The organism is Ensifer sp. M14, from assembly GCF_003355565.1.
Lineage (GTDB): Bacteria > Pseudomonadota > Alphaproteobacteria > Rhizobiales > Rhizobiaceae > Ensifer.
Genome location: NZ_QJNR01000004.1, coordinates 2,996,611 through 3,017,204, shown reverse-complemented (window position 1 = coordinate 3,017,204; position 20,594 = coordinate 2,996,611). Strand labels below are relative to the sequence as shown.

Annotated in this window: 16 protein-coding genes; 9 read left to right on the top strand and 7 right to left on the bottom strand. The window is 61.6% G+C overall.

The annotated features are described in order from the left end of the window. Positions 1 to 42: 42 nt before the first annotated feature. The 3 genes from BLJAPNOD_RS14490 to BLJAPNOD_RS14480 all read left to right on the top strand — a co-directional run bounded on the left by BLJAPNOD_RS14490 (position 43) and on the right by BLJAPNOD_RS14480 (position 3,658). Entirely contained in the window at positions 43 to 1,113 is a 1,071-nt protein-coding gene (locus tag BLJAPNOD_RS14490; protein ID WP_115420297.1) for a BMP family ABC transporter substrate-binding protein, read from the top strand. Between the two features lie 330 nt (positions 1,114 to 1,443). Further along, positions 1,444 to 2,190: a FadR/GntR family transcriptional regulator gene (locus BLJAPNOD_RS14485; RefSeq protein WP_077503486.1), complete on the top strand. Its 747-nt coding sequence runs from the start codon at positions 1,444 to 1,446 to the stop codon at positions 2,188 to 2,190. A 175-nt stretch (positions 2,191 to 2,365) separates the two neighbouring features. Beyond that, positions 2,366 to 3,658 (top strand): hemolysin family protein, encoded by a 1,293-nt coding sequence (locus BLJAPNOD_RS14480; protein ID WP_077503487.1) that lies wholly within the window; start codon positions 2,366 to 2,368, stop codon positions 3,656 to 3,658. A gap of 339 nt (positions 3,659 to 3,997) precedes the next feature. Here the strand turns inward: BLJAPNOD_RS14480 and glp are convergent, their stop codons facing one another. Genes glp through BLJAPNOD_RS14455 form a run of 5 tightly spaced genes read right to left on the bottom strand, consistent with a single transcriptional unit; the run spans position 3,998 to position 9,461 of the window. After that, positions 3,998 to 5,209, bottom strand: coding sequence for a gephyrin-like molybdotransferase Glp (gene glp / locus BLJAPNOD_RS14475; RefSeq protein ID WP_115420296.1), 1,212 nt, complete (start codon positions 5,207 to 5,209; stop codon positions 3,998 to 4,000). Between the two features lie 6 nt (positions 5,210 to 5,215). Continuing rightward, on the bottom strand, positions 5,216 to 5,704 hold the full coding sequence (gene moaC / locus BLJAPNOD_RS14470) for a cyclic pyranopterin monophosphate synthase MoaC (RefSeq protein WP_115420295.1): 489 nt from the start codon (positions 5,702 to 5,704) through the stop codon (positions 5,216 to 5,218). Continuing rightward, a complete protein-coding gene (trpC, locus tag BLJAPNOD_RS14465; RefSeq protein ID WP_115420294.1) occupies positions 5,704 to 6,519 on the bottom strand; it encodes an indole-3-glycerol phosphate synthase TrpC in 816 nt (271 codons plus the stop codon). Before trpC ends, moaC begins: the two co-directional genes overlap by 1 nt. A 16-nt stretch (positions 6,520 to 6,535) precedes the next feature. Next, entirely contained in the window at positions 6,536 to 7,549 is a 1,014-nt protein-coding gene (gene trpD, locus BLJAPNOD_RS14460) for an anthranilate phosphoribosyltransferase (protein ID WP_115420293.1), read from the bottom strand. 19 nt (positions 7,550 to 7,568) lie between these two features. Beyond that, positions 7,569 to 9,461, bottom strand: coding sequence for a peptidylprolyl isomerase (locus BLJAPNOD_RS14455; protein WP_115420292.1), 1,893 nt, complete (start codon positions 9,459 to 9,461; stop codon positions 7,569 to 7,571). A 374-nt stretch (positions 9,462 to 9,835) separates the two neighbouring features. Between BLJAPNOD_RS14455 and BLJAPNOD_RS14450 the strand changes: the two genes are divergently transcribed. Next, positions 9,836 to 11,482, top strand: a complete 1,647-nt coding sequence (locus BLJAPNOD_RS14450; protein WP_077503493.1) for a Na/Pi cotransporter family protein — start codon at positions 9,836 to 9,838, stop codon at positions 11,480 to 11,482. 3 nt (positions 11,483 to 11,485) lie between these two features. Here the strand turns inward: BLJAPNOD_RS14450 and BLJAPNOD_RS14445 are convergent, their stop codons facing one another. After that, positions 11,486 to 13,249, bottom strand: coding sequence for a hypothetical protein (locus BLJAPNOD_RS14445; RefSeq protein ID WP_115420291.1), 1,764 nt, complete (start codon positions 13,247 to 13,249; stop codon positions 11,486 to 11,488). Positions 13,250 to 13,454: 205 nt separating this feature from the next. Between BLJAPNOD_RS14445 and glmU the strand changes: the two genes are divergently transcribed. From glmU to BLJAPNOD_RS14425, 4 genes are all read left to right on the top strand, one after another. After that, entirely contained in the window at positions 13,455 to 14,825 is a 1,371-nt protein-coding gene (gene glmU, locus BLJAPNOD_RS14440) for a bifunctional UDP-N-acetylglucosamine diphosphorylase/glucosamine-1-phosphate N-acetyltransferase GlmU (RefSeq protein WP_115420290.1), read from the top strand. Positions 14,826 to 14,971: 146 nt separating this feature from the next. Then, positions 14,972 to 16,798: a glutamine--fructose-6-phosphate transaminase (isomerizing) gene (gene glmS, locus BLJAPNOD_RS14435; RefSeq protein ID WP_115420289.1), complete on the top strand. Its 1,827-nt coding sequence runs from the start codon at positions 14,972 to 14,974 to the stop codon at positions 16,796 to 16,798. Then, the gene (locus BLJAPNOD_RS14430; RefSeq protein WP_199566000.1) at positions 16,798 to 17,295 is read left to right on the top strand and encodes an N-acetyltransferase; all 498 of its coding nucleotides are present in this window, start codon (positions 16,798 to 16,800) and stop codon (positions 17,293 to 17,295) included. The genes glmS and BLJAPNOD_RS14430 overlap by 1 nt, the downstream gene beginning before the upstream one ends. Positions 17,296 to 17,313: 18 nt before the next feature. Continuing rightward, a complete protein-coding gene (locus tag BLJAPNOD_RS14425; protein ID WP_077503497.1) occupies positions 17,314 to 18,006 on the top strand; it encodes a DUF502 domain-containing protein in 693 nt (230 codons plus the stop codon). A gap of 59 nt (positions 18,007 to 18,065) precedes the next feature. On the opposite strand, the gene recG is transcribed toward BLJAPNOD_RS14425, so the two are convergent. Further along, positions 18,066 to 20,171, bottom strand: coding sequence for an ATP-dependent DNA helicase RecG (gene recG, locus BLJAPNOD_RS14420; protein ID WP_115420287.1), 2,106 nt, complete (start codon positions 20,169 to 20,171; stop codon positions 18,066 to 18,068). A 116-nt stretch (positions 20,172 to 20,287) separates the two neighbouring features. Here recG and BLJAPNOD_RS14415 point away from each other — a divergent pair, with 116 nt between their 5' ends. Continuing rightward, the gene (locus tag BLJAPNOD_RS14415) at positions 20,288 to 20,593 is read left to right on the top strand and encodes a succinate dehydrogenase assembly factor 2 (protein ID WP_077503499.1); all 306 of its coding nucleotides are present in this window, start codon (positions 20,288 to 20,290) and stop codon (positions 20,591 to 20,593) included. Position 20,594 lies beyond the last annotated feature (1 nt).

Below are 20,594 nucleotides of genomic sequence, written 5' to 3'. Positions count from 1 at the left end.
CAATCCAGACGGACGTTTCTCAAACCGACAGAGGTCAAGAAAATGAAAAAACTACTGCTCGCTCTCGCAAGTACCGCTGCCGTCATCGGCTTTGCCAGTGCCGCTGCCGCCCAGGAAAAGGCGAAGGTCTGCTTCGTCTATGTCGGCTCCAAGACCGACGGCGGCTGGACGCAGGCCCACGATATCGGCCGTTTGGAGCTGGAAAAGGCGCTCGGTGACAAGATCGAGACGCAGTTCCTCGAAAGCGTGCCGGAAGGCCCGGATGCCGAGCGCGCAATCGAGCGCCTGGCTCGCTCCGGCTGCGGCCTGATCTACACGACATCCTTCGGCTTCATGGACGCGACGATCAAGATCGCCCAGAAATTCCCGGACGTGAAGTTCGAACACGCCACCGGCTACAAGGCCGCGCCGAACGTCGCGACCTACAACAGCCGCTTCTATGAAGGCCGCTACATCCAGGGCGTGATCGCCGCCAAGATGTCCGAAAAGGGCGTTGCCGGTTACATCGCTTCCTTCCCGATCCCGGAAGTGGTGATGGGCATCAATGCCTTCGTCATCGGCGCGCGCTCGGTCAACCCTGACTTCAAGATCAAGGTCGTATGGGCCAACACATGGTTTGACCCGGGCAAGGAAGCCGATGCCGCCAAGGCGCTCGTCGATCAGGGCGTCGATATCCTGACCCAGCACACCGACACGACTGCGCCGATGCAGGTTGCTGCAGAGCGCGGTATCAAGGCCTTCGGCCAGGCCTCGGACATGATTGCCGCCGGTCCGAAGACCCAGCTGACCGCGATCGTCGATACCTGGGGCGCCTACTACATCAAGCGCACGCAGGCCTTCCTCGACGGCAAGTGGGAAACCACGTCGAGCTGGGACGGACTGAAGGACGGCATCCTCACGATGGCGCCCTACACCAACATGCCTGACGACGTGAAGAAGCTGGCCGAGGACACCGAGGCCAAGATCAAGTCCGGCGAGCTGAAGCCGTTTACTGGTCCGTTGAAGAAGCAGGACGGTAGCGAGTGGCTGGCCGCAGGCGCGTCGTCGGATGACGGCACGCTGCTCGGCATGAACTTCTACGTCGAAGGCGTCGACGACCAGCTGCCGAAGTAAGCCTAATCGGAAGATCGAGACTAGGTGCAGACCCCGCCGTTACGGCGGGGTTTGTCGTTCTCGCCGGTTGGTCATGACCGTGCGGCGATCCGTCTGCAACTGTGAACTGGTGTTGTTCTCCTCGCAACGACTGATGCAATCCATGGTCGTGCAGGCCGATCTCAACACTAGTGCAGCCTGCCTGCATTTCGTGTAATGCTCTGAGGAATCGGTTGGCCGCTTTTGACGTTAGCCCGTCCAGTTCGTAGGGATCGGGCGATCGGTGGCGAACCGCATGTTGAGGCGCCGCATCCGGCGCTGTCAGGCAAGGGAGTGCCTGGAGGAGGTGGGTTGAACAGGAGTTTGCTGGAGACGGTCCTTTCCGGGACGCGGAAGCGCACCAGTCATGCGCATGTGGTCGACCAGCTTGGCAAGGCGATCGTTTCAGGCGAGTTTCCGATCGGATCGATCCTGCCCGGAGATCCGGAGCTTGCTGCGCGCTTCAAGGTGTCGCGCACGGTTCTTCGCGAAGCGATGAAGACGCTTGCCGCCAAGGGCCTCGTCGTTCCACGTGCCCGTATCGGCACGCGCGTCACGCCGAGAAACGACTGGAACCTCTTCGACAACGATATCCTGACCTGGCATTTCGAATGCGGCGTGGATGAGGAGTTCCTCTACCACCTCAGCGAAGTGCGTCTTGCCTTCGAGCCGCATGCCGCGGCTCTTGCTGCAAGGAATGCTTCTGATGCAGAGATCAGCCGGATGATGCGGTTGGCAGTCGCCATGGGCGAAGCCGGCCACACGGCCGAGAGCCTCGCCTATGCCGACCTGAAATTCCATCTCTCGATTGCCGAGGCCTCGGGAAATCCGTTCATGCGTACTGTCGGCGGGCTGATCGAGGCGGCCCTCGTCGGTATCTTCAAGCTGAGTTCCCCTGTTGCGGAAAAAGGCGGCGTCGACGAAGTCGCCCGCAATCACATCCTTATCGTCGAGCAAATCGGCCGCCGCGACGAAGCCGGCGCGCGCGCCGCAATGGAAAACGTCATCAAGATCGGGCGCGAGCGGGTGCGCGGAGCGCTTCGCTCAAGCGAACATTGAGCCGACGTCGCAAACGTTTTCCATTTCGGGCAGGTATTTCCTCGCGAAATACGGGTGAAGCGCATTTGGTGACACGGATTTCGAGACTTGCGCTTGCTCGGATCGCCCGCTGGCCTTATTTGGTGAACGGTCGCTCTCGATTGGGCGACTTTTCGTCAACGGTGACTTGGAGACCATGTCCGAATTTTTTGTCATTTTCGTCCTGCTTTTGATCAACGCATTTTTTGCTCTCTCGGAAATGGCAATCGTCTCGGCAAGCAAGCCATTGCTTCGCCAGATGGCAAAACAGGGAAATCTCCGCGCCGATGCGGCATTGAAGCTGGCGGAAGATCCCGGCAAGTTTCTTTCCACCGTCCAGGTGGGCATCACATTGGTCGGCACGCTGGCCGGCGCTTACGGTGGCGCGACGATCGCGGCCAAGTTTGCGCCGTTCTTCGACAGCATCGCCTGGATCAACCCCTATGGCCATCCGGTGGCTGTGGCGATCGTGGTGACGCTCATCACCTTCCTCTCGGTCGTCATCGGTGAGTTGATCCCCAAGCAGCTGGCGTTGAAGAACTCGGAAGGCTTTGCGATGTTCGTGGCGCGGCCGATGACGCTGCTGTCGCGCATCGTGGCGCCGATCGTCTACCTGTTCGAAACGTCGGCAGCCCTGATGATGCGTCTGCTCGGCATACGTCCCGATGATGCGGACCATGTGACCGAAGAAGAAGTCCACGCGATCATGGCGGAAGGTGTGGAGAGCGGCGCGATCGAAAAGTCGGAGCACGAGATGCTTCGCCGCATCATCCGCCTCGGCGACCGCAACGTGAAGTCGATCATGACGCACCGCACCGAAATGAGCTTTATCGACATCAATGACAGCCTCGATGTCATCGGCGAGAAAATCCGGCAATACGGTCATTCCCGTTACCCTGTCGTCGACGGACCGAGTGGCGATGTCATTGGTGCGGTCCTGGCGAAGGAAATCCTCAACGCACCGACGTCGGTCCCGCTCGACGTGCGCAAATATGTGCGTGAGATCCATACCCTGCCGGAAACCGCATCCTGCCTGAAGGCGCTCGATGCCTTCAAGTCGTCGAGCATCAACATGGCGATGATCGTCGACGAATACGGCAGCACGGAAGGCATCATCACCATCGCCGATATTCTCGAGGCGATCGTCGGTGTGCTGCCGTCGAACTATGACGACCTCGAGCACGCTTTGATCCGTCAGCGCGAGGATGGAACATACCTGGTCGACGGCCGTACGCCGATCGATGAAATCCATCTGACCATCGGCATCGAAGGCATCGATGCCGACGGAAACTTCGAAACGATCGCGGGTTTTCTGGTTCAGCAGCTGCGCAAGACGCCGGAAGAGGGCGATATTGCCATTGCCCATGGATATCGTTTCGAAGTGATCGATATGGATTCCCGCCGTATCGACAAGATCCTCGTCAGCCGCTGCGAGAACACCGCTGCCTGATGTCCTGATGAGGACGCGGCGTCCGCTTGGGCGTCGCTGATCGACAATTGGCCAACGGTGCTTTGGCTGACGCAGTCATCGTTCGGGAAAAAGCGGATAGCATAGAAAAGCAAAAGGTCGGGCAATACCCGACCTTTCCCTCAAATCATCACAGCGCCTGCTAGTACATCCGTAGTCATTCGCCTTGAACGATGATTGAATGATTGTGTTATTAAAGGGTTACTATGTCGGGCATATGACAATGCAGCAGCAAATATTCTTTGTGTCTGCTGCGCTGCTATGAATGCCATGCCCACGCGTTGAGTGCCCGCGACGTGTCGCCCGACCGCCTGTCCGGGCCTATCTGAGTTTGATGACCTGGCACTGCGAGCCCGCGGGTGCCTCTTCGGCGTTCGGCGCGCGAACGATCAGGCAATCGGACTGGGCAAACACCTTCATCATCGACGAATCCTGCCGCGGGAAGGGATGCGCCACAAATGAACCGTGCGCATCTTTCGAAAGCCGCGCACGCACATAGTCCTGGCGTTTGTCGTTGGCAGGCAAAGGAGAGGCGAGGCTGGCCGTCGTCAGGCGATCGCGCCCCGGCAACCGTGCCAGTTTGCGGGCCAGAGGCTCGAGAAACAAGAGCGCACAAACGAGGCTGGAGACAGGATTGCCGGGCAGGCCCAGCACCGTCATGCCGCCGAGCTGCCCGACCATCAGAGGCTTTCCGGGCCGCATCGCAATGCGCCAGAAGTCGAGCGTCATCCCGTTTGCAAGCAATGTCGACTGCACGAGGTCATGGTCGCCGACCGAAGCGCCGCCAAGCGTGACGAGCACGTCGGCTTCCGCCAGCCTTGCCTGCTCGACGGCCGCTGAAATCGCCCGGCTGTTGTCCGGGACGATGCCGAGGTCGAGGACATCGGCCCCATTGTCGCGTGCGATGGCAGCAACGCCGAAGGTGTTCGAGGCTATGATCTGATCGGCACCAGGGACGCTGCCGGGTGTTAGCAATTCATCACCGGTCGCAAGGATCGCAATCAAAGGCTTCTTGAAGACCGGCAAGGTCGCATGGTTCATGCCGGCGGCGACAGTCAACCGGCCGGCATCCAGCACGTCGCCCGCGCGCAAAACCGTCTCTCCGGCTGTAAAATCCTGGCCGGACAGCCTGATATGCCGCCCCTTGCCGGGTACAAACGAGGTTCGGATCCTGCCATCCGCAAGCGGCTCGGTATCTTCCTGGATGATGACGGTATCGGCGCCCGCGGGAAGCGGAGCTCCGGTAAAGATGCGAACGGCCTGCCCAGGCTTTACCTCGCCACCGAAGCCATGGCCGGCAGCGGATTGGCCGATGACGCTGAGTTCGGCGCCGACGGCGCTGACATCGTCGTGACGCACGGCATAGCCATCCATCGCTGAATTGTCGAAGGCGGGGTGGGTGACACGTGCAGCGACATCCTGCGCCAGCACACGACCTAGGCCGTCATGCAGGCTGATCTCTTCGATTGCCTGCCGCGGGCTGGCACTGCCGAGGACCCTGTCAAGCGCATCTTCGACCGAAAGCAGCGACATCGTCCGTCAGTCTCCCCGACGCTGGTAATCGCCCGACCGGCCGCCGGATTTGCTCACGAGCTGGATGCCGCCGATTTCCATCTCCCGGTCTGCGGCCTTCGCCATGTCGTAGATGGTCAGGCAGGCGATGCTGACTGCGGTCAGCGCCTCCATCTCGACGCCGGTCTTGCCGGTGAGCTTGGCGAGCGCTTCGACCCGCAAGCCTGGTAGGGCGGGATCCGGCACAATGTCCACCGACACCTTGCTCAGCATCAGCGGGTGGCAGAGCGGAATGAGACTAGACGTCTGCTTGGCGGCCATGATGCCGGCCAGCCGCGCCGTGCCGATAACATCGCCCTTTTTGGCATCACCCTCCAGGATCAGCGCAAGCGTCTCGGGACGCATGCGCACGTGGCCCTCGGCAGTGGCGGTACGGACTGTCTCGGCCTTGCCGCCGACGTCGACCATGTTCGCTTCGCCGCTGCTGTCGAGGTGCGTGAGCGTGGTCTTGCCCATCATTCCGCCGCCAGAACGCTTTCGGAGCCGGTCAGGAGCGCACGTGTTGCCGTCTCGACATCGCTCTTGCGCATCAGGCTTTCGCCAACCAGGAAGGTGGTGATGCCGCTCAATTCCAGACGCTTGCAATCGTCATGGGTGAAGATACCGCTTTCGCCGACGAGCAGCCGATCGGAAGGAACCATGGATGCCAGTTGCTCTGACACTGCGAGATCGACGTCGAATGTTCTCAGATTGCGATTGTTGATGCCGACCAGTGGCGAGGCAAGCTTGAGCGCCCGCTCCATCTCTTCGGCGTCGTGCACTTCGATGAGAACATCCATGCCGAGAGAAAAGGCAGAATCCTCCAGGCGCCGGGCGTCGTCGTCGCTGAGCGATGCCATGATGAGCAGAATGCAATCCGCACCCCAGGCGCGCGCTTCGAGCACCTGATAGGTGTCGAACATGAAGTCCTTGCGCAAGGCAGGAAGTGTACAGGCAGCGCGGGCAGCCTCAAGGAATGCCGGAGCCCCCTGAAAGCTCGGCCCGTCGGTCAGCACAGAAAGACAGGCTGCGCCGCCAGCCTCATAGGCTTTCGCCAGGGCCGGCGGATCGAAATCAGGACGGATCAGGCCCTTCGACGGGCTCGCCTTCTTGATTTCGGCGATCAGGCCAAAGCGGCCCTGTTGTTGACGCGCGGCCAATGCCGCATGGAAACCACGCGGAGCGGACTGATCGGCAATGCGGGCCTTCAGGTCTTCGATCGACGTTTGCGATTTGGCCGCGGCGATCTCGTCGCGCTTATAGGCTTCGATCTTGCGCAGGATATCGGTCATGGCGCGGTTCCTTGTCTTACGCAGCGTTCGAGACGCTGACCAGGCGCTGCAGCGCCGCTTTGGCGCCACCGCTGGAAAGCGATTGGCGGGCGAGCGTCATGCCTTCACCAAGATTTGCAGCCTTGCCGGCAATCATCAGCGATGCGGCCGCATTGGCAAGCGAAATGTCCCTGTAGGCGTTTTCAGCGCCATCGAGCACAGCCTGGAGCGCAACGGCATTGTGGGCGCCGTCGCCGCCCTTCAAGGCGTCGAGGGTGGCCGTCTGGAGGCCGAAGTCTTCAGGCGTCAGATTGAAGGTGCTGATCTTGCCGTTTTCAAGAGCCGCAACCTGCGTCGTGCCGGTAGTGGTGATCTCGTCGAGACCTTCGCCATGCACGACCCAGACATTTTCGGATCCGAGGTCGCGCAGCACCTCCGCCAGCGGTTGGACCCATTGCGGCGCGTAGACGCCGACCAGTTGCCGCTTGACGCCGGCGGGATTGGAGAGCGGGCCGAGCAGGTTGAAGATCGTGCGGGTTCCGAGCTCAACGCGCGTCGGGCCGACATGACGCATGGCGGAATGATGCTGCTGGGCAAACATGAAGCCGACGCCGGCTTCGTTGATGCAGCGCGAGATGGCCTCTGGGCCGATGTCGAGCTTGACCCCAAGGCATGACAGGGCGTCTGCCGTGCCGGACTTGGAGCTCAGCGCACGGTTGCCGTGCTTGGCGACCGGCACACCCGCGCCGGCAACGATGAGCGAGGCGAGGGTGGAGATATTATAGGTGCCTGCACCGTCGCCGCCGGTTCCGACGATATCGACGGCATTGGCCGGAGCATCGACCGGCAACATGCGGGCGCGCATGGCAGCAACCGCGCCGACGATTTCATCCACGGTTTCGCCGCGGACGCGCAGAGCCATAAGGAAGCCGCCAATCTGCGATGGAGTCGCCGCACCCGACATGATGATCTCGAAAGCCGCTCGTGCGTCTTCGCGGTTGAGTGCCTCGCCGGCGGCGACTTTGGCGACAAACGGTTTCAGATCACTCATCGGTAGTTTTCCTTGCCGCTTATCTCTGTGCCAAAGCCGTTTCGGCAAGTGTCTGATTGATCGAAACACCGTAGGCCGACTGCAGCGTCGAGACCATCTGGTCGAGAATGTCGTCGCCGCTGGCACGGGCCATGGCCTGGATCTGGCGGCTGTCGTCCTCCAGGGCGTCGGTCGGGCCGTTGTTCTCGATCGAGGTGACACGCAACAGGATTTGACCGTCGCCACCAATACCGGCGGCGTTGGCAACGTGACCATCCGGACCGCTGAAGGCGGCAGCAACGGCGGCCGGGCTCAGGGCCGCATCCGACGTCGACCGGGTCAATCCGGCCTTAGTTTCGACGGCAAGACCAAGTTCCGTCGCGATATCGGCGAGCGTCGCGCCCTTTTCGATGCGCTGCTTCAGCTCCGTGGCCTTGGTGGCGAGAGCCGTGCGCTGCTGTTCTGCGGTCCAGTCCGCTGCCACTTCGTCGCGTGCTTCGTCGAGCGTGCGATCACGTGCCGGAACCACTTCGTCGAGGTCGAACCAGACGTAGCCGTCACGGCCGATGTTCACCGGCAGCGTCTCGTCGCCCATCTGGGCCTTGAAGACTTCCTGCAGCAGTGCGTTCGGCTCGGGCAGGCCGGCGACATCATCGCCGTTCATGTCCTTGCCGGTCGCGTCGATGCCATCGATGGTCGCAACCTTCAACTTGAGGGTCTCAGCCAGATCCTTGAGCGAGGCGCCGGAAGCACGCTCGTCCTCGATCTTGTCGTGAAGGCCGATGATTTCGCCCTGTGCGTTTGCGAGGGCAATTTCCTTGCGCAGTTCTTCCTTCACTTCATCGAAGCTGCGAACCGTTTCCGGGCGGATGTTCGTCGCGCGCAGGATGACCGGTCCGAAGGCGCCGTCGATGACAGGCGAGGTGCCGCCATCGGTTGCGATCGCGAAAGCGGCTTCGCCGATCTTGGCGTCCGGAACGTTTGCCGGTGTGAACTCGCCGAGCAGAACGTCTGCCGGCGTCTTGCCTTCGGCCTTCACAAGGTCGTCGAAGGATGTGCCGGCTGTGAGCTTGGCTGCCGCAGCGTCCGCGGCCTCACGTGACGGGAAGGCAAGCTGTTCGATCGTGCGCGTCGCTTCGGTGCGGAAGTTGTCCTTGCGCTTGTCGTAGTCGGCGCGAACGTCCGCATCGACGACGGTCGTCACGTCGGCAAGATCTTCAGGCGCCAGCTTCAGGTAGGTGACCTTGCGGTACTCCGGCGCGCGGTAGTTAGCCTTGCGGCTGTCGTACCAGGGGGCAAGAACGTCATCGCCCGGCGCCTTGACCGGATCGATGTTGGCATTCGAAAGGAGGACGTAGTCGACCGAGCGCTTCTCGTGACGGTAGGACGCGATCGCGTCGCTCAGCACCTTCGGTGCGATGTAGCCGTCGGACAGGGCATCGACGATCTGCGAGCGCACGGCAACCTGGCTGCGGTTGTTGATGTAGTCCTGTTCGCGAAGGCCGGCGTTGCGCAGAACGCTCGAGAACGTCAGGCGATCGAACTGGCCGTTGACGCTGTGGAAGGCCGGATCTTCGGCGATGAGCTTGGCCAGCCGGTCTTCCGAAAGCCCAAGGTTCATGTCGCCGGCGAGCTGATCGAGGGCTGCACCCGCGACGAGCTGGGAATAGACCTGCTGCTCGATGCCGAACGCTTTTGCCTGCTGCGGCGTCAGGCGGGTGCCGAGCTGGCGCGAAACGAGCGCGAGCTGACGCTCGTAAGCGAGGCGGAAATCCGGGGCCTTCACTTTGACGTCACCGACGACGACCACGGCATCCGACTGGTTTGCGATCATCGATGTCGATGCGCCCCACACCATGAATGACAGCACGAGAATGACGAGCAGGCCTTTGACGACCCAGGTCTGGGCGGCTTTTCTCAGGAATTCGAGCATGGGGGCAGAAACCTCGTTTCAGTGCGGTGGCTGTTGGCCAAACGAGTTCGTTCCTTAAAACAAACGAAACAGGAAATGAAGGGCGCAATGGCGCAAATTGCGCGCCACCCGCAGATCACGGCAAATCAGGTGATTCGTACGGACGTCGGGCCATCGGCAGCCGGGAGGCTCCGGCGAACTCTTTGCGATGCCGATAGCTATCGATGCAACGGCGCTAATGACAAAATTGGCGTCGGATTTATTAGCCGGCAACAGAAATTTGGCCGTCATACTGGGGAATTCGCCGTCGCTGGATTGAGATCGAAAACACTTCGGAACTATGGTTGTGTGTATCGGGCGGGGCGATTCATGCGGCCTCCGTGGAAAGACATGCCATGCAATCGACAATCGTTATGGTCAATCTGTTTGGGGCGGTGGCGCTGCTGCTGTTCGGCCTTTCCCTGGTCAAGGAAGGGGTCACGCGCGCCTTCGGGGCGAAGCTGCGGGCCGGCCTTGCTCGGGGCACGAGCGGGCCGACGCGGTCGTTCCTGACGGGGCTGTTCGCCACCCTTGCCCTGCAGAGCTCGACCGCGACGGCCTTGATGACCGCTTCCTTCGTGGAAAAGGGGCTGATCCGTTCGCGCATGGCGCAGATCGTCTTGCTCGGCGCCAATGTCGGCACGGCAGTCACCGCCTGGATTGTTGCCACCGGCATCGAGTGGCTGTCGCCGATGATTATTCTGGTTGGTGTGGTACTGCATCGCGTCAGCCGGTCGAACGCGCGACAGGGCCTCGGTGCGGCTTTCGTTGGCATTGGCCTGATGTTGTTGTCGCTGCATCTGCTTGGCCTTGCGACCGAGCCGATGCGCGAATCGGCGGCGCTGGCCGCATTTCTCGGCATGCTCGACAGTGCGTGGCCAGTGGCCTTGATCATATCGGCTGGCCTTGCCTTCGCATCTTCCTCCAGCCTCGCGGTGGTGATGCTGGTGCTTTCGCTTTCCGCCGCCGGCGTTCTCTCCGTCGGGTTGACGGTTGCACTGGTGCTCGGTGCCAACCTCGGCGGCGCAATCCCGCCGGTCATGGCGACACTGTCTTCGGCGCCGCCGGCTCGACGCGTGACGCTTGGCAACCTGGTGGTTCGCGGCATCGGCTGCCTGATCGCGCTGCCTCTGACCGGTGTCAGCGTCGAGTTTCTGCAAAGCTTGCCTTTGCCGAAACAGAACCTGCCGGTGGACATCCATCTGGCGTTCAATCTTGCCGTCGCCGTCCTTGCATGGCCGTTCGCCGGCCTCTTGTCGCGGCTGATGACCCGCTTCATCCCCGACAGCGAGACCGACGAAACCGGTCCGCGCTATCTCGACGAGAACGTCCTTCACACGCCGGTGATGGCCCTTTCGGGCGCCACGCGCGAAGTGCTGCGTGTCGGCGACCTGATCGAGATGATGCTGATCCGCGCCCAGACGGCCTTCAACAACAACGAACTTTCCGAGATCCGCGATGTCGGCAAATTCGAGAAGCAAGTCGATCTGCTGCAGCAGGAGGTGAAGATCTTCCTGTCGCGCCTGGGTCGTGATGGCCTGAGCCCGGAAGATGGGCGACGCTCGATCGTCATCATCGACTATGCGATCAATCTTGAGCACATGGGCGACATCATCGAGAAAGGGCTGTGCGAACAGATCGGCAAGAAGGTCAACAACGGCCTGAAATTCTCCGAGGACGGCTATCAGGAACTCAAGAGCCTCTTCAATCTGACGATCGACAATCTGCGCGTCGCCCAGACGATTTTCGTCACCCGCAATGCCGATCTCGCCCGGCAATTGATCGAGGTGAAAGTCAATGTTCGGCACATGGAAAAGCGATCGGCCGAGCGCCATATCGAGCGGTTGCGCGACGGACGGCTCGAAAGCCTGCAGACCAGTTCGCTGCATCTCGACATGCTGCGCGACTTGAAGCGTATCAACGCTCATATCGCCTCGGTCGCCTATCCGATCCTTGAGGAAAACGGGCTTCTGACCGAGAGCCGGTTGCGGCCGCAGGCGTAACCGTTACGAACCGGCGGCCGTTTCGCCAGGTCGCAGGCCGTTGCGGACGAATGCGTCGTAGCATGGGGTCAGTTTGATGCGCGTGTGCCCGGTTTCGAGACTCGGCAAGTAAAGTGCCAAAAGCGTCCTGTTGACGTTCGTCGTCGGGCAGGTCGGCACGAGTGCGATATCGACGGCGGCGACCGCTGCGCGCACGTTTGCGTCCGGCGGCGGAATGGCGCGGAATGGATCTGCGCCGATGGCTACGCGCCTTGGCGCGTGGCGATCCATCAGCCAGGGAAACGGATTGGCGAAATCGATGTTGAAGATCGTGTCGAAGCGAACGCCATTGGCATCCTCATAGGCGCGCAATGCATCGATCGTATTGTCTACATTTGTCAACCAACCCGTTTGAAAGTCGAAGTCGCTATAGAACAGGAATGACGGTAGCTCGCCTTGATCTGCCAGAGCTTCGAAGGCGCCCGGTTCGGTGATGTAGGTGTTGCGCATTCGCTCGGCTCGCGCGGCGACGGTCGGGCGGACATTGACGGCCGCCATGGTTTTCAGGTTGCGGCTTTCGATCCTGATATTGTTGGCGGCGCCGATCCAGGCGCGTGCACTCTTCTGGATCACGACAGTCATCGGTGGCAATGCCGCAGCGATAGCGAGCAGCCAAACCGCGATTGTCAGCCGTTTGCCCTTACCCTTCGTGGCGTAGTCGAGAGCGATCCGCAGAAGCAATGGGTAGAGGAAGATGAAGGCCTGGCTGCCGGTGTTCTGGCTTTCGAACAGGATGCCTGCCACGACAAAGGTGCCAAGCCAGAAGAAATCCTGATCGAAAACCCTGCCGAGGGCCGCGATCGAAGGCCGTCGGCATGCATCCTCCAGCAACGAGACAAAGGCGGGCTGGTCGGCAAAGAAGAGAGTGAGGCAGAGGACGCCTGCCGGTAGCAGCAGACCGGCGTTCAGCGAGGCGGCCTGTAGAAGGCGCGTCAGCAGGATCCCGTCATTGACATCGAGCAGTGCGAGAATGTCGCCGACATAGGCCGACACTGCGCCGAGTGACAGTTCGATAACGGCAAGGACGCCAAAGAAGATCAGAGCCGCGGCCACCGCTGAGCGCAGGCTGAGCCGTCCGGCAGCAAACGCCGTCAGACAGAGGATGATGCCGGCGACGGCTCCGGTGACCTTTACGAAGAAAAGCGCGATCATCGCGCCGGCGGCAACTGCGATGAGGATGCGTGGACTGCGGACGTAGATGAGCGCTGCCGCCAGCACATAGAGCAACTGGCAGACCTGGCGATTGTATATGCCAAACCCATCCGAACCCGGATAGGGGTAGAAGTCGCCGGTGTTGAACGGGAGTATGGAAAAGAGAAGGAACGGCAGCAGAATGGCGTGGGCCAAAGTTCGCGAACGCTTCTGGAGGTCGAACGTGACCAGGCCGATCAACGGCCCGGTAACGACGAGAAGGCACCAGCTGGCCAGCAACAGGGGGTGGCCGCTCGGGAAGACAGACTGCAAGGCCGCAAAGAGATAGTATCCCAGTGCGCCAACCGGTGCGAAGAAGTCGACTGATGGGATCTGGCCGTCGCCAAGCCGGTTGGCGGCGTCGAGATAGAGATAGTGATCCCAGAACATTGGCCCTATCGGCTGCGGGATCGTGACGGTCAGAAGCAACGAGAGCAGGATGAGCGCCAGAGCGAGTGCCGCGAGTGGCGAGCAGACGGCAACCAGAATGGTATTGGCCGGCTTTGCCGCTGCGTCGAGATCGGTGCTGGCATGCATTGCGGCTTCTCTCCCCGGGGGAGCGATGCACGCGCATGGGTTGTCGAGGCAGGCTCCGCTTCTCCTTATGCCATCATCGGGTTTTAAGCGGGTTAACGTGACGTGATTGTGCGAGTTATGCTTCCCGCAATATGTTGCTGATACACGAGGGTCGAATCGGGCGACCCGTTTGGCCCTTCAAGAAAAAGACCAAGGAGATCATTGGATGGAACGGAGTTGCCTGGCGATTGTACTGGCTGCGGGTGAAAGCACGCGGATGAAGTCGTCGATGTCGAAGGTGCTGCATCCGGTGGCCGGTCGGCCGATGATCGCCCATGTGGTTGCAGCGCTTTCGAGTGCCGCGATCTCCGACGTGGCTCTCGTTGTCGGTCGTGACGCCGATGCCGTTTCGAGCGCGGCCGCGATCGGTGGCGTATCGATCGCCTCGTTCCTCCAGAAGGAGCGCCTCGGCACGGGACACGCGGTTCTGGCGGCGCGCGAAGCAATATCCAAGGGATTTGACGACATCCTGGTCATCTTCGGCGATACGCCACTGATCACGCCTGAGCCTCTGAAGGCAGCGCGAGATGGCCTGGCCGCCGGCAACGATGTCGTCGTCATCGGTTTTGAGGCTGCCGATCCTTCCGGTTATGGCCGGCTGATCGTGGAAGATGGCGCGCTGATCGCGATCCGCGAGCACAAGGATGCGACCGAGGAAGAACGCCGTATCACCTATTGCAATGGTGGCCTGATGGCGATCGATGGTCGCAAGGCGATCGATCTGCTCGACCGCATCGGCAATGATAACGTCAAGGGAGAATACTACCTGACCGACCTGGTCGAGATCGTGCGGGCGATCGGCGGTCGCGCCATCGCGGTCGAGGCGCCCGAGGAAGAGCTGACCGGCTGCAACACCCGCGCCGAGCTCGCCTATATCGAACGGCTCTGGCAACACCGCCGCCGTCACGAACTGATGCTGTCGGGCGTGTCGATGATTGCGCCAGAGACCGTTTTCCTCGCCTGGGACACAGAGCTGCAACAGGACGTGTTGATCGAGCCGAACGTCGTCTTCGGCCCGGGCGTCCGCGTCGAGAGTGGCGCCATCATCCATGCGTTCTCGCATCTGGAGGGAGCGACCGTGCGCTCTGGCGCGACGGTCGGCCCCTATGCGCGGCTGCGGCCCGGTGCCGATCTCGGCGAGAAATCCAAGGTCGGCAATTTCTGCGAGGTCAAGAAGGCGGAAATCGGGGCCGGCGCCAAGGTCAATCACCTGACCTATATCGGTGATGCCTTCGTGGGTGCCGGGTCCAACATCGGTGCGGGTACGATCACCTGCAACTATGATGGCGTGAACAAGCACGAGACCCGCATCGGCGAGAATGCCTTCGTCGGCTCGAATTCTTCGCTGGTGGCGCCGGTGACGATCGGCGACGGCGCGTTGGTCGCCTCCGGCAGCGTCATCACCGAGGATGTGCCGGCCGATGCCGTAGCCTTCGGCCGCGCGCGCCAGGAGATCAAGCCGGGCAGGGCGCGTGTCTTGCGTGAGCGCTACGAAGCAGTGAAGGCCGCGAAAAAGTCGGCCAAGGCTGCTGGATAGGTTGCGCGTTAAATACTGAAACCGAAAGTGAAATCGGGGCGGATTGCCTCGTCCGGCAAATGCGTTACCAAGGCAACGCGCCGGGCGGGACTTCCGCCCTGTCGATTGGGGCGTCGAGATGGCGCGGGACGAATTCGGAGACGACTATGTGCGGAATTGTTGGCATCGTTGGAAACCAGCCGGTCTCGGAGCGACTGGTCGATGCGTTGAAGCGGCTGGAGTACCGCGGCTACGATTCGGCCGGTGTTGCGACCATCCATGCCGGTGCGCTTGAGCGCCGCCGCGCCGAGGGCAAGCTGGTCAATCTGGAGACGCGCCTGCGCGACGAGCCGCTGGCCGGCACGATCGGCATCGCCCACACACGCTGGGCGACCCATGGTGCACCGACTGAGCGCAATGCCCATCCGCATTTTACCGACGGTGTTGCCGTCGTCCACAACGGCATCATCGAGAATTTTTCCGAGCTGAAGGACGAACTGATCGCCGACGGCGCCAAGTTCGAGACGCAGACCGACACCGAAGTCGTGGCGCACCTGCTGGCGAAATTCCGTCGCGATGGCCTTGGCCGGCGCGAGGCCATGCATGCGATGCTGAAGCGGGTGACGGGCGCCTACGCGCTAGCCGTCCTCTTCCAGGACGATCCCTCTACGATCATGGCGGCCCGCAACGGTCCGCCGCTGGCGATCGGCCACGGCAAGGGCGAGATGTTTCTGGGGTCAGACGCGATTGCGCTGTCGCCCTTTACCAACGAGATCACGTATCTGATCGACGGCGACTGGGCGGTGATCGGCGCCAATGGCGCCCATATCTTCGATCTCGCCGGCAATGCCGTCGATCGCCCCAGACAGATCTCGATGGCGGCCGCCTACATGATCGACAAGGGCAACCACCGGCACTTCATGGAAAAGGAGATCTATGAGCAGCCGGAGGTGATCTCCCACGCCCTCGGCCACTACATCGATTTTGCCGAAAACCGGGTGAAGGCACCCACGGGTGCGATCGACTTTGCCGGCGTACCCAGCCTAGCGATCTCTGCCTGCGGCACCGCCTATCTCGCCGGTCTTGTCGGCAAGTACTGGTTCGAGCGTTACGCCCGCCTGCCGGTTGAAATCGACGTGGCCTCCGAGTTCCGCTACCGCGAAATCCCGCTGTCGCCGCAGTCTGCGGCCCTGTTCATCTCGCAGTCGGGCGAAACCGCCGACACGTTGGCTTCGCTCAGATATTGCAAGGACCACGGCCTGAAGATCGGTGCGGTCGTCAATACCCGTGAATCGACCATCGCGCGTGAATCCGATGCCGTGTTCCCGATCCTTGCCGGGCCCGAGATCGGCGTCGCCTCGACCAAGGCGTTTACCTGCCAGCTGGCTGTGCTGGCGGCCTTGTCGATCGGCGCCGGCCGCGCCCGAGGCACGGTGTCTGCCGACGAGGAGCAGGCACTGGTTCGCCACCTCACGGAAATGCCGCGCATCATGGGGCAGGTGCTGAACGCCATCCAGCCGAAGATCGAGATGCTGTCGCGCGAGCTGTCGAAGTGCCGCGACGTGCTTTACCTCGGACGCGGCACCAGCTTCCCGCTAGCGATGGAAGGCGCGCTGAAGCTCAAGGAGATTTCCTATATCCACGCCGAAGGTTATGCCGCCGGCGAACTGAAGCACGGTCCGATCGCTCTGATCGACGAAAACATGCCGGTGATTGTCATCGCTCCGCATGACCGCTTCTACGAGAAGACCGTGTCGAACATGCAGGAAGTGGCAGCCCGCGGCGGTCGCATCATCCTGATCACCGACGAAAAGGGTGCCGCCGCCTCGAAACTCGAGACGATGGCGACGATCGTACTGCCGAACGTCGACGAGATCATCGCGCCGATGATCTTCTCGCTGCCGATCCAACTGCTTGCCTATCACACCGCCGTGTTCATGGGCACCGACGTCGACCAGCCCAGAAACCTCGCGAAATCGGTGACGGTGGAATGATCACCATACGGCCGGAAAGAGCGGGCGACGAGCAGGCGATCCATGACGTGACGGCAGCCGCCTTCGACGGGCACCCGCACAGCGACCAGAGCGAGCCTTTCATCATCGAACGCCTGCGGGTGCAGGGCGCGTTGACGCTATCGCTCGTCGCCGAAGACGAGGGCAATATCGTCGGCCATGTCGCCTTCTCGCCGGTGGCACTGACGCCGCCGGTGCCCGGCTGGTTCGGGCTCGGTCCTGTTGCCGTGTCACCGGACCACCAGGCGAAGGGTGTCGGCAGCCGGCTGATCCGCGAAGGACTTGCAATGCTTGTCGCCGACGGCGCCGCGGGCTGCGTGGTCATGGGTGATCCTGAATATTACCAAAAGTTCAGATTCCGAAACGAATCTTCGCTTGTATTCCCCGGTTGTGCGCCGCAATATTTCATGGCGCTGGCCTTCTCCGGCGCGGTGCCTGAAGGCACGGTTGCCTATCATCCGGCTTTCGGCGCGGAGTGAGGTTTAAACGGAAAAGGCATGAGCGAGAATTCGAAGAGCGGCTATATTGCGACCCGGTTGCGCAACTATTTCCTGACGGGGCTGATCATCTGCGCGCCGTTGGCGATCACCGTCTGGTTGGTCCGAACCTTCATCGAATGGGCCGATGGATGGGTGAAGCCCTACCTGCCGAATTTCTATAATCCGGACACCTATTCGCCGGTGGCGATTCCCGGCTTCGGACTTCTGGTCGCGCTCATCGTCATCACCCTGGTCGGCTTCCTCACCGCCAACCTGGTCGGGCGCTCGATCGTTGCCTTCGGCGAATCCCTCGTCAGCCGGACGCCGCTCGTCCGTACCATCTACAAGTCGCTGAAGCAGATTTTCCAGACGGTGCTGCAGGAGCAATCGTCCTCGTTCAAGAAGGCGGGCCTGATCGAATATCCGAGCCCCGGCCTGTGGTCGCTCGTCTTCATCGCCACGGATGTCAAAGGCGAGGTCGCCGCCAAATTTTCCGAACGCGGCATGGACATGGTGACGGTGTTTCTGCCGCCGACGCCAATCCCGACCGCCGGCTTCCTGTTGTTCGTGCCGCGCGACAAGATCATCCCGCTTGAAATGAGCGCGGAGGATGCAGCCAAGCTGTTGATTTCCGGCGGCCTCGTCGCACCGGACTACAAGCCTCTCGCCAACGCGCCGCCACGCAAGATTGCCCAGCAGAAGACGGCCTGATCTACTGGTTCTCGCGCATTTCCTGTAGGAAGCCGTCTCGCACCTTTTCTGGAAATGGGTCAGCCGGCGCGCAGGAAGCGGATCGCTTCGTCACGGCGATGCAGATAGAGCAGGGTGCGAAGTGCCTCGCCACGGGCTGTTGTGAGATCAGGATCCCGCTCGATCATATAAGCGGCGTCCTTACGGGCGATCTCAAGCAAGTCTCCATGCGCTTCGAGACTTGCGATGCGAAAACCAGGCGTGCCCGACTGACGCGTTCCGAGCAACTCGCCTTCGCCACGCAGCTTCAGGTCTTCCTCGGCGATCAGAAAGCCGTCTTCGCTGTCGCGCAGGATCGAAAGCCGCGCCCGACCGGTCTCACCGAGCGGGCTCTTGTAAAGGAGGATGCAGGTCGACGCTTCATCGCCACGACCGACGCGGCCGCGCAACTGGTGCAACTGCGCCAGACCGAAGCGTTCCGCGTGTTCGATCACCATGATCGTGGCATCGGGCACGTCGACGCCGACCTCGACGACGGTGGTGGCGACGAGCAGGCGGATTTCGCCGTTCTTGAACGCAAGCATGACGGCGTCCTTTTCCGCGCCGTTCATGCGACCGTGGACAAGGCCCACATGTCGACCGAAGCGCTGGGAGAGACCCTGATAACGCTCATCGGCCGACATCACGTCGATCGCTTCGGATTCCTCGACGAGCGGGCAGATCCAGTACGCCTTCTTGCCTTCCTTGAGCGCCGCGGCGAGGCGGTCGACGATCTCGTCGGTCCGCTCGGTCGGGATGGTGACCGTTTGGATCGGTTTTCGCCCGGCCGGCTTTTCCGTGAGCTTGGAAACGTCCATGTCACCGAAGGCCGCGAGCACCAGCGTGCGCGGGATTGGCGTCGCGGTCATGACCAGCATATGGGGTGAGATGCCCTTGGCGGTCAGCCGCAAGCGCTGGTGGACGCCGAAGCGGTGCTGTTCGTCGACAACCGCAAGGGTGAGTTCCCGATAGTTCACCGTATCCTGGAACAGGGCATGGGTGCCAACGACGATCCGCGTCTCGCCGGAGACGATGCGTTCCAGGATCGCGTTGCGCTCTTTGCCCTTGGTGCGACCGGTCAACACATCCATGGTGATGCCCGCGGGAGCCGCCATTTTCGACAGCGTGGCGAAATGCTGCCGCGCAAGGATTTCCGTAGGTGCCATCAGCACGGCCTGGCCGCCCGATTCGACCGCCGCCAGCATCGCCATCAGCGCGACCATGGTCTTGCCAGAACCGACGTCGCCCTGCAGCAGCCGCAGCATCCGCTCGTCCCCGGCCATGTCCTTGAGGATGTCGGCAATCGCCGTCGACTGGCTCGCTGTCAGCGAGAAGGGCAGTGCAGCGGCAACGGGGCCGGAGAGCTTGCCGGTCGCCTGCACCGGCGTACCGGCAACCTTGCGAAGGCGCTGGCGCACAAGAGCAAGCGACAGTTGGCCAGCCAGGAACTCGTCATAGGCGAGCCTTCGACGCGCCGGCGCCTGCGGGTCAATGTCCAATGCGTCGCGCGGCTCATGCAGGGCACGGAAGCTGTCGGCCGCGCTTTGAAAACCTTGCTGTGAAGCGAGCGTCTCGTCGATCCACTCCGGCATCTCAGGGACGCGGGCGACCGCCGCTTCGATCGATTTGCGCAGGATGCGGGCGGATAGCCCGGCCGTCAGCCCATAGACGGGTTCGACGAGGGGCAGGTTGTCCGCCTCGCTCGCCTTGACCATATAGTCCGGGTGAACCATCGACGGCCGACCGTTGAACCAGTCGACCTTGCCACTGACGATCACGGTCTCGTCGACTGGCAGCGATTTTTCCAGCCAGTTGCCTTTGACACGGAAGAAGGTGAGAGCCAATTCGCCGGTGTCGTCATGCAGGAAGATGCGGTAGGGCAGGTTCTGTTTGCCCGGCGGCGGTGGCTGATGGCGATCGACGCGGCCGGTAATCGTCACGACGACGCCTTGTGGCGCATTGGCGATGCCCGGCTGTTGCCGGCGGTCGATCAGCGAATGTGGCGCATGGAAAACCAAGTCGACGACGCGGCAGTCTTCGATAGTTTCCCGGCCAAGAAGTCGGGCATACAGCTCGCCGATCTTCGGACCGATACCGGGCAAAGTGTTGAGCGGTGAAAAGAGCGGGTCGAGCAGGGCAGGGCGCATGGCGATGAAATTGCGACGACAATTCGGAGTTTGGCAAGGCTGACAATCATCTATTCAGCGTTTATAGAGCCCATGGACGCAAACCGTACCTCCTCGGACGGCAGGAAGGAATCCCCATGACTGGCATCTCACGCACCAGCGCCGATCTTGATCCGCGTCGCCGCCGGATCTTGTTTCGCGCCTGGCATCGCGGCATCCGCGAAATGGATCTCGTCCTCGGACAGTTCGCTGAAGCGGAGCTGTCCGGCTTGTCCGAGGTTGAGCTGGATGAGCTTGAGATCATCATGGCCGAGGAAGACAACGATCTCGTCAAATGGATCATCGGCGAAAAGCCGGTGCCTGAGCGTTACCAGACGCCGATGTTCGAGCGCATCGCCGCCTACCGTCCAGATTTCGAGCGGCTCCCCGAAGAGATGAAGTAGA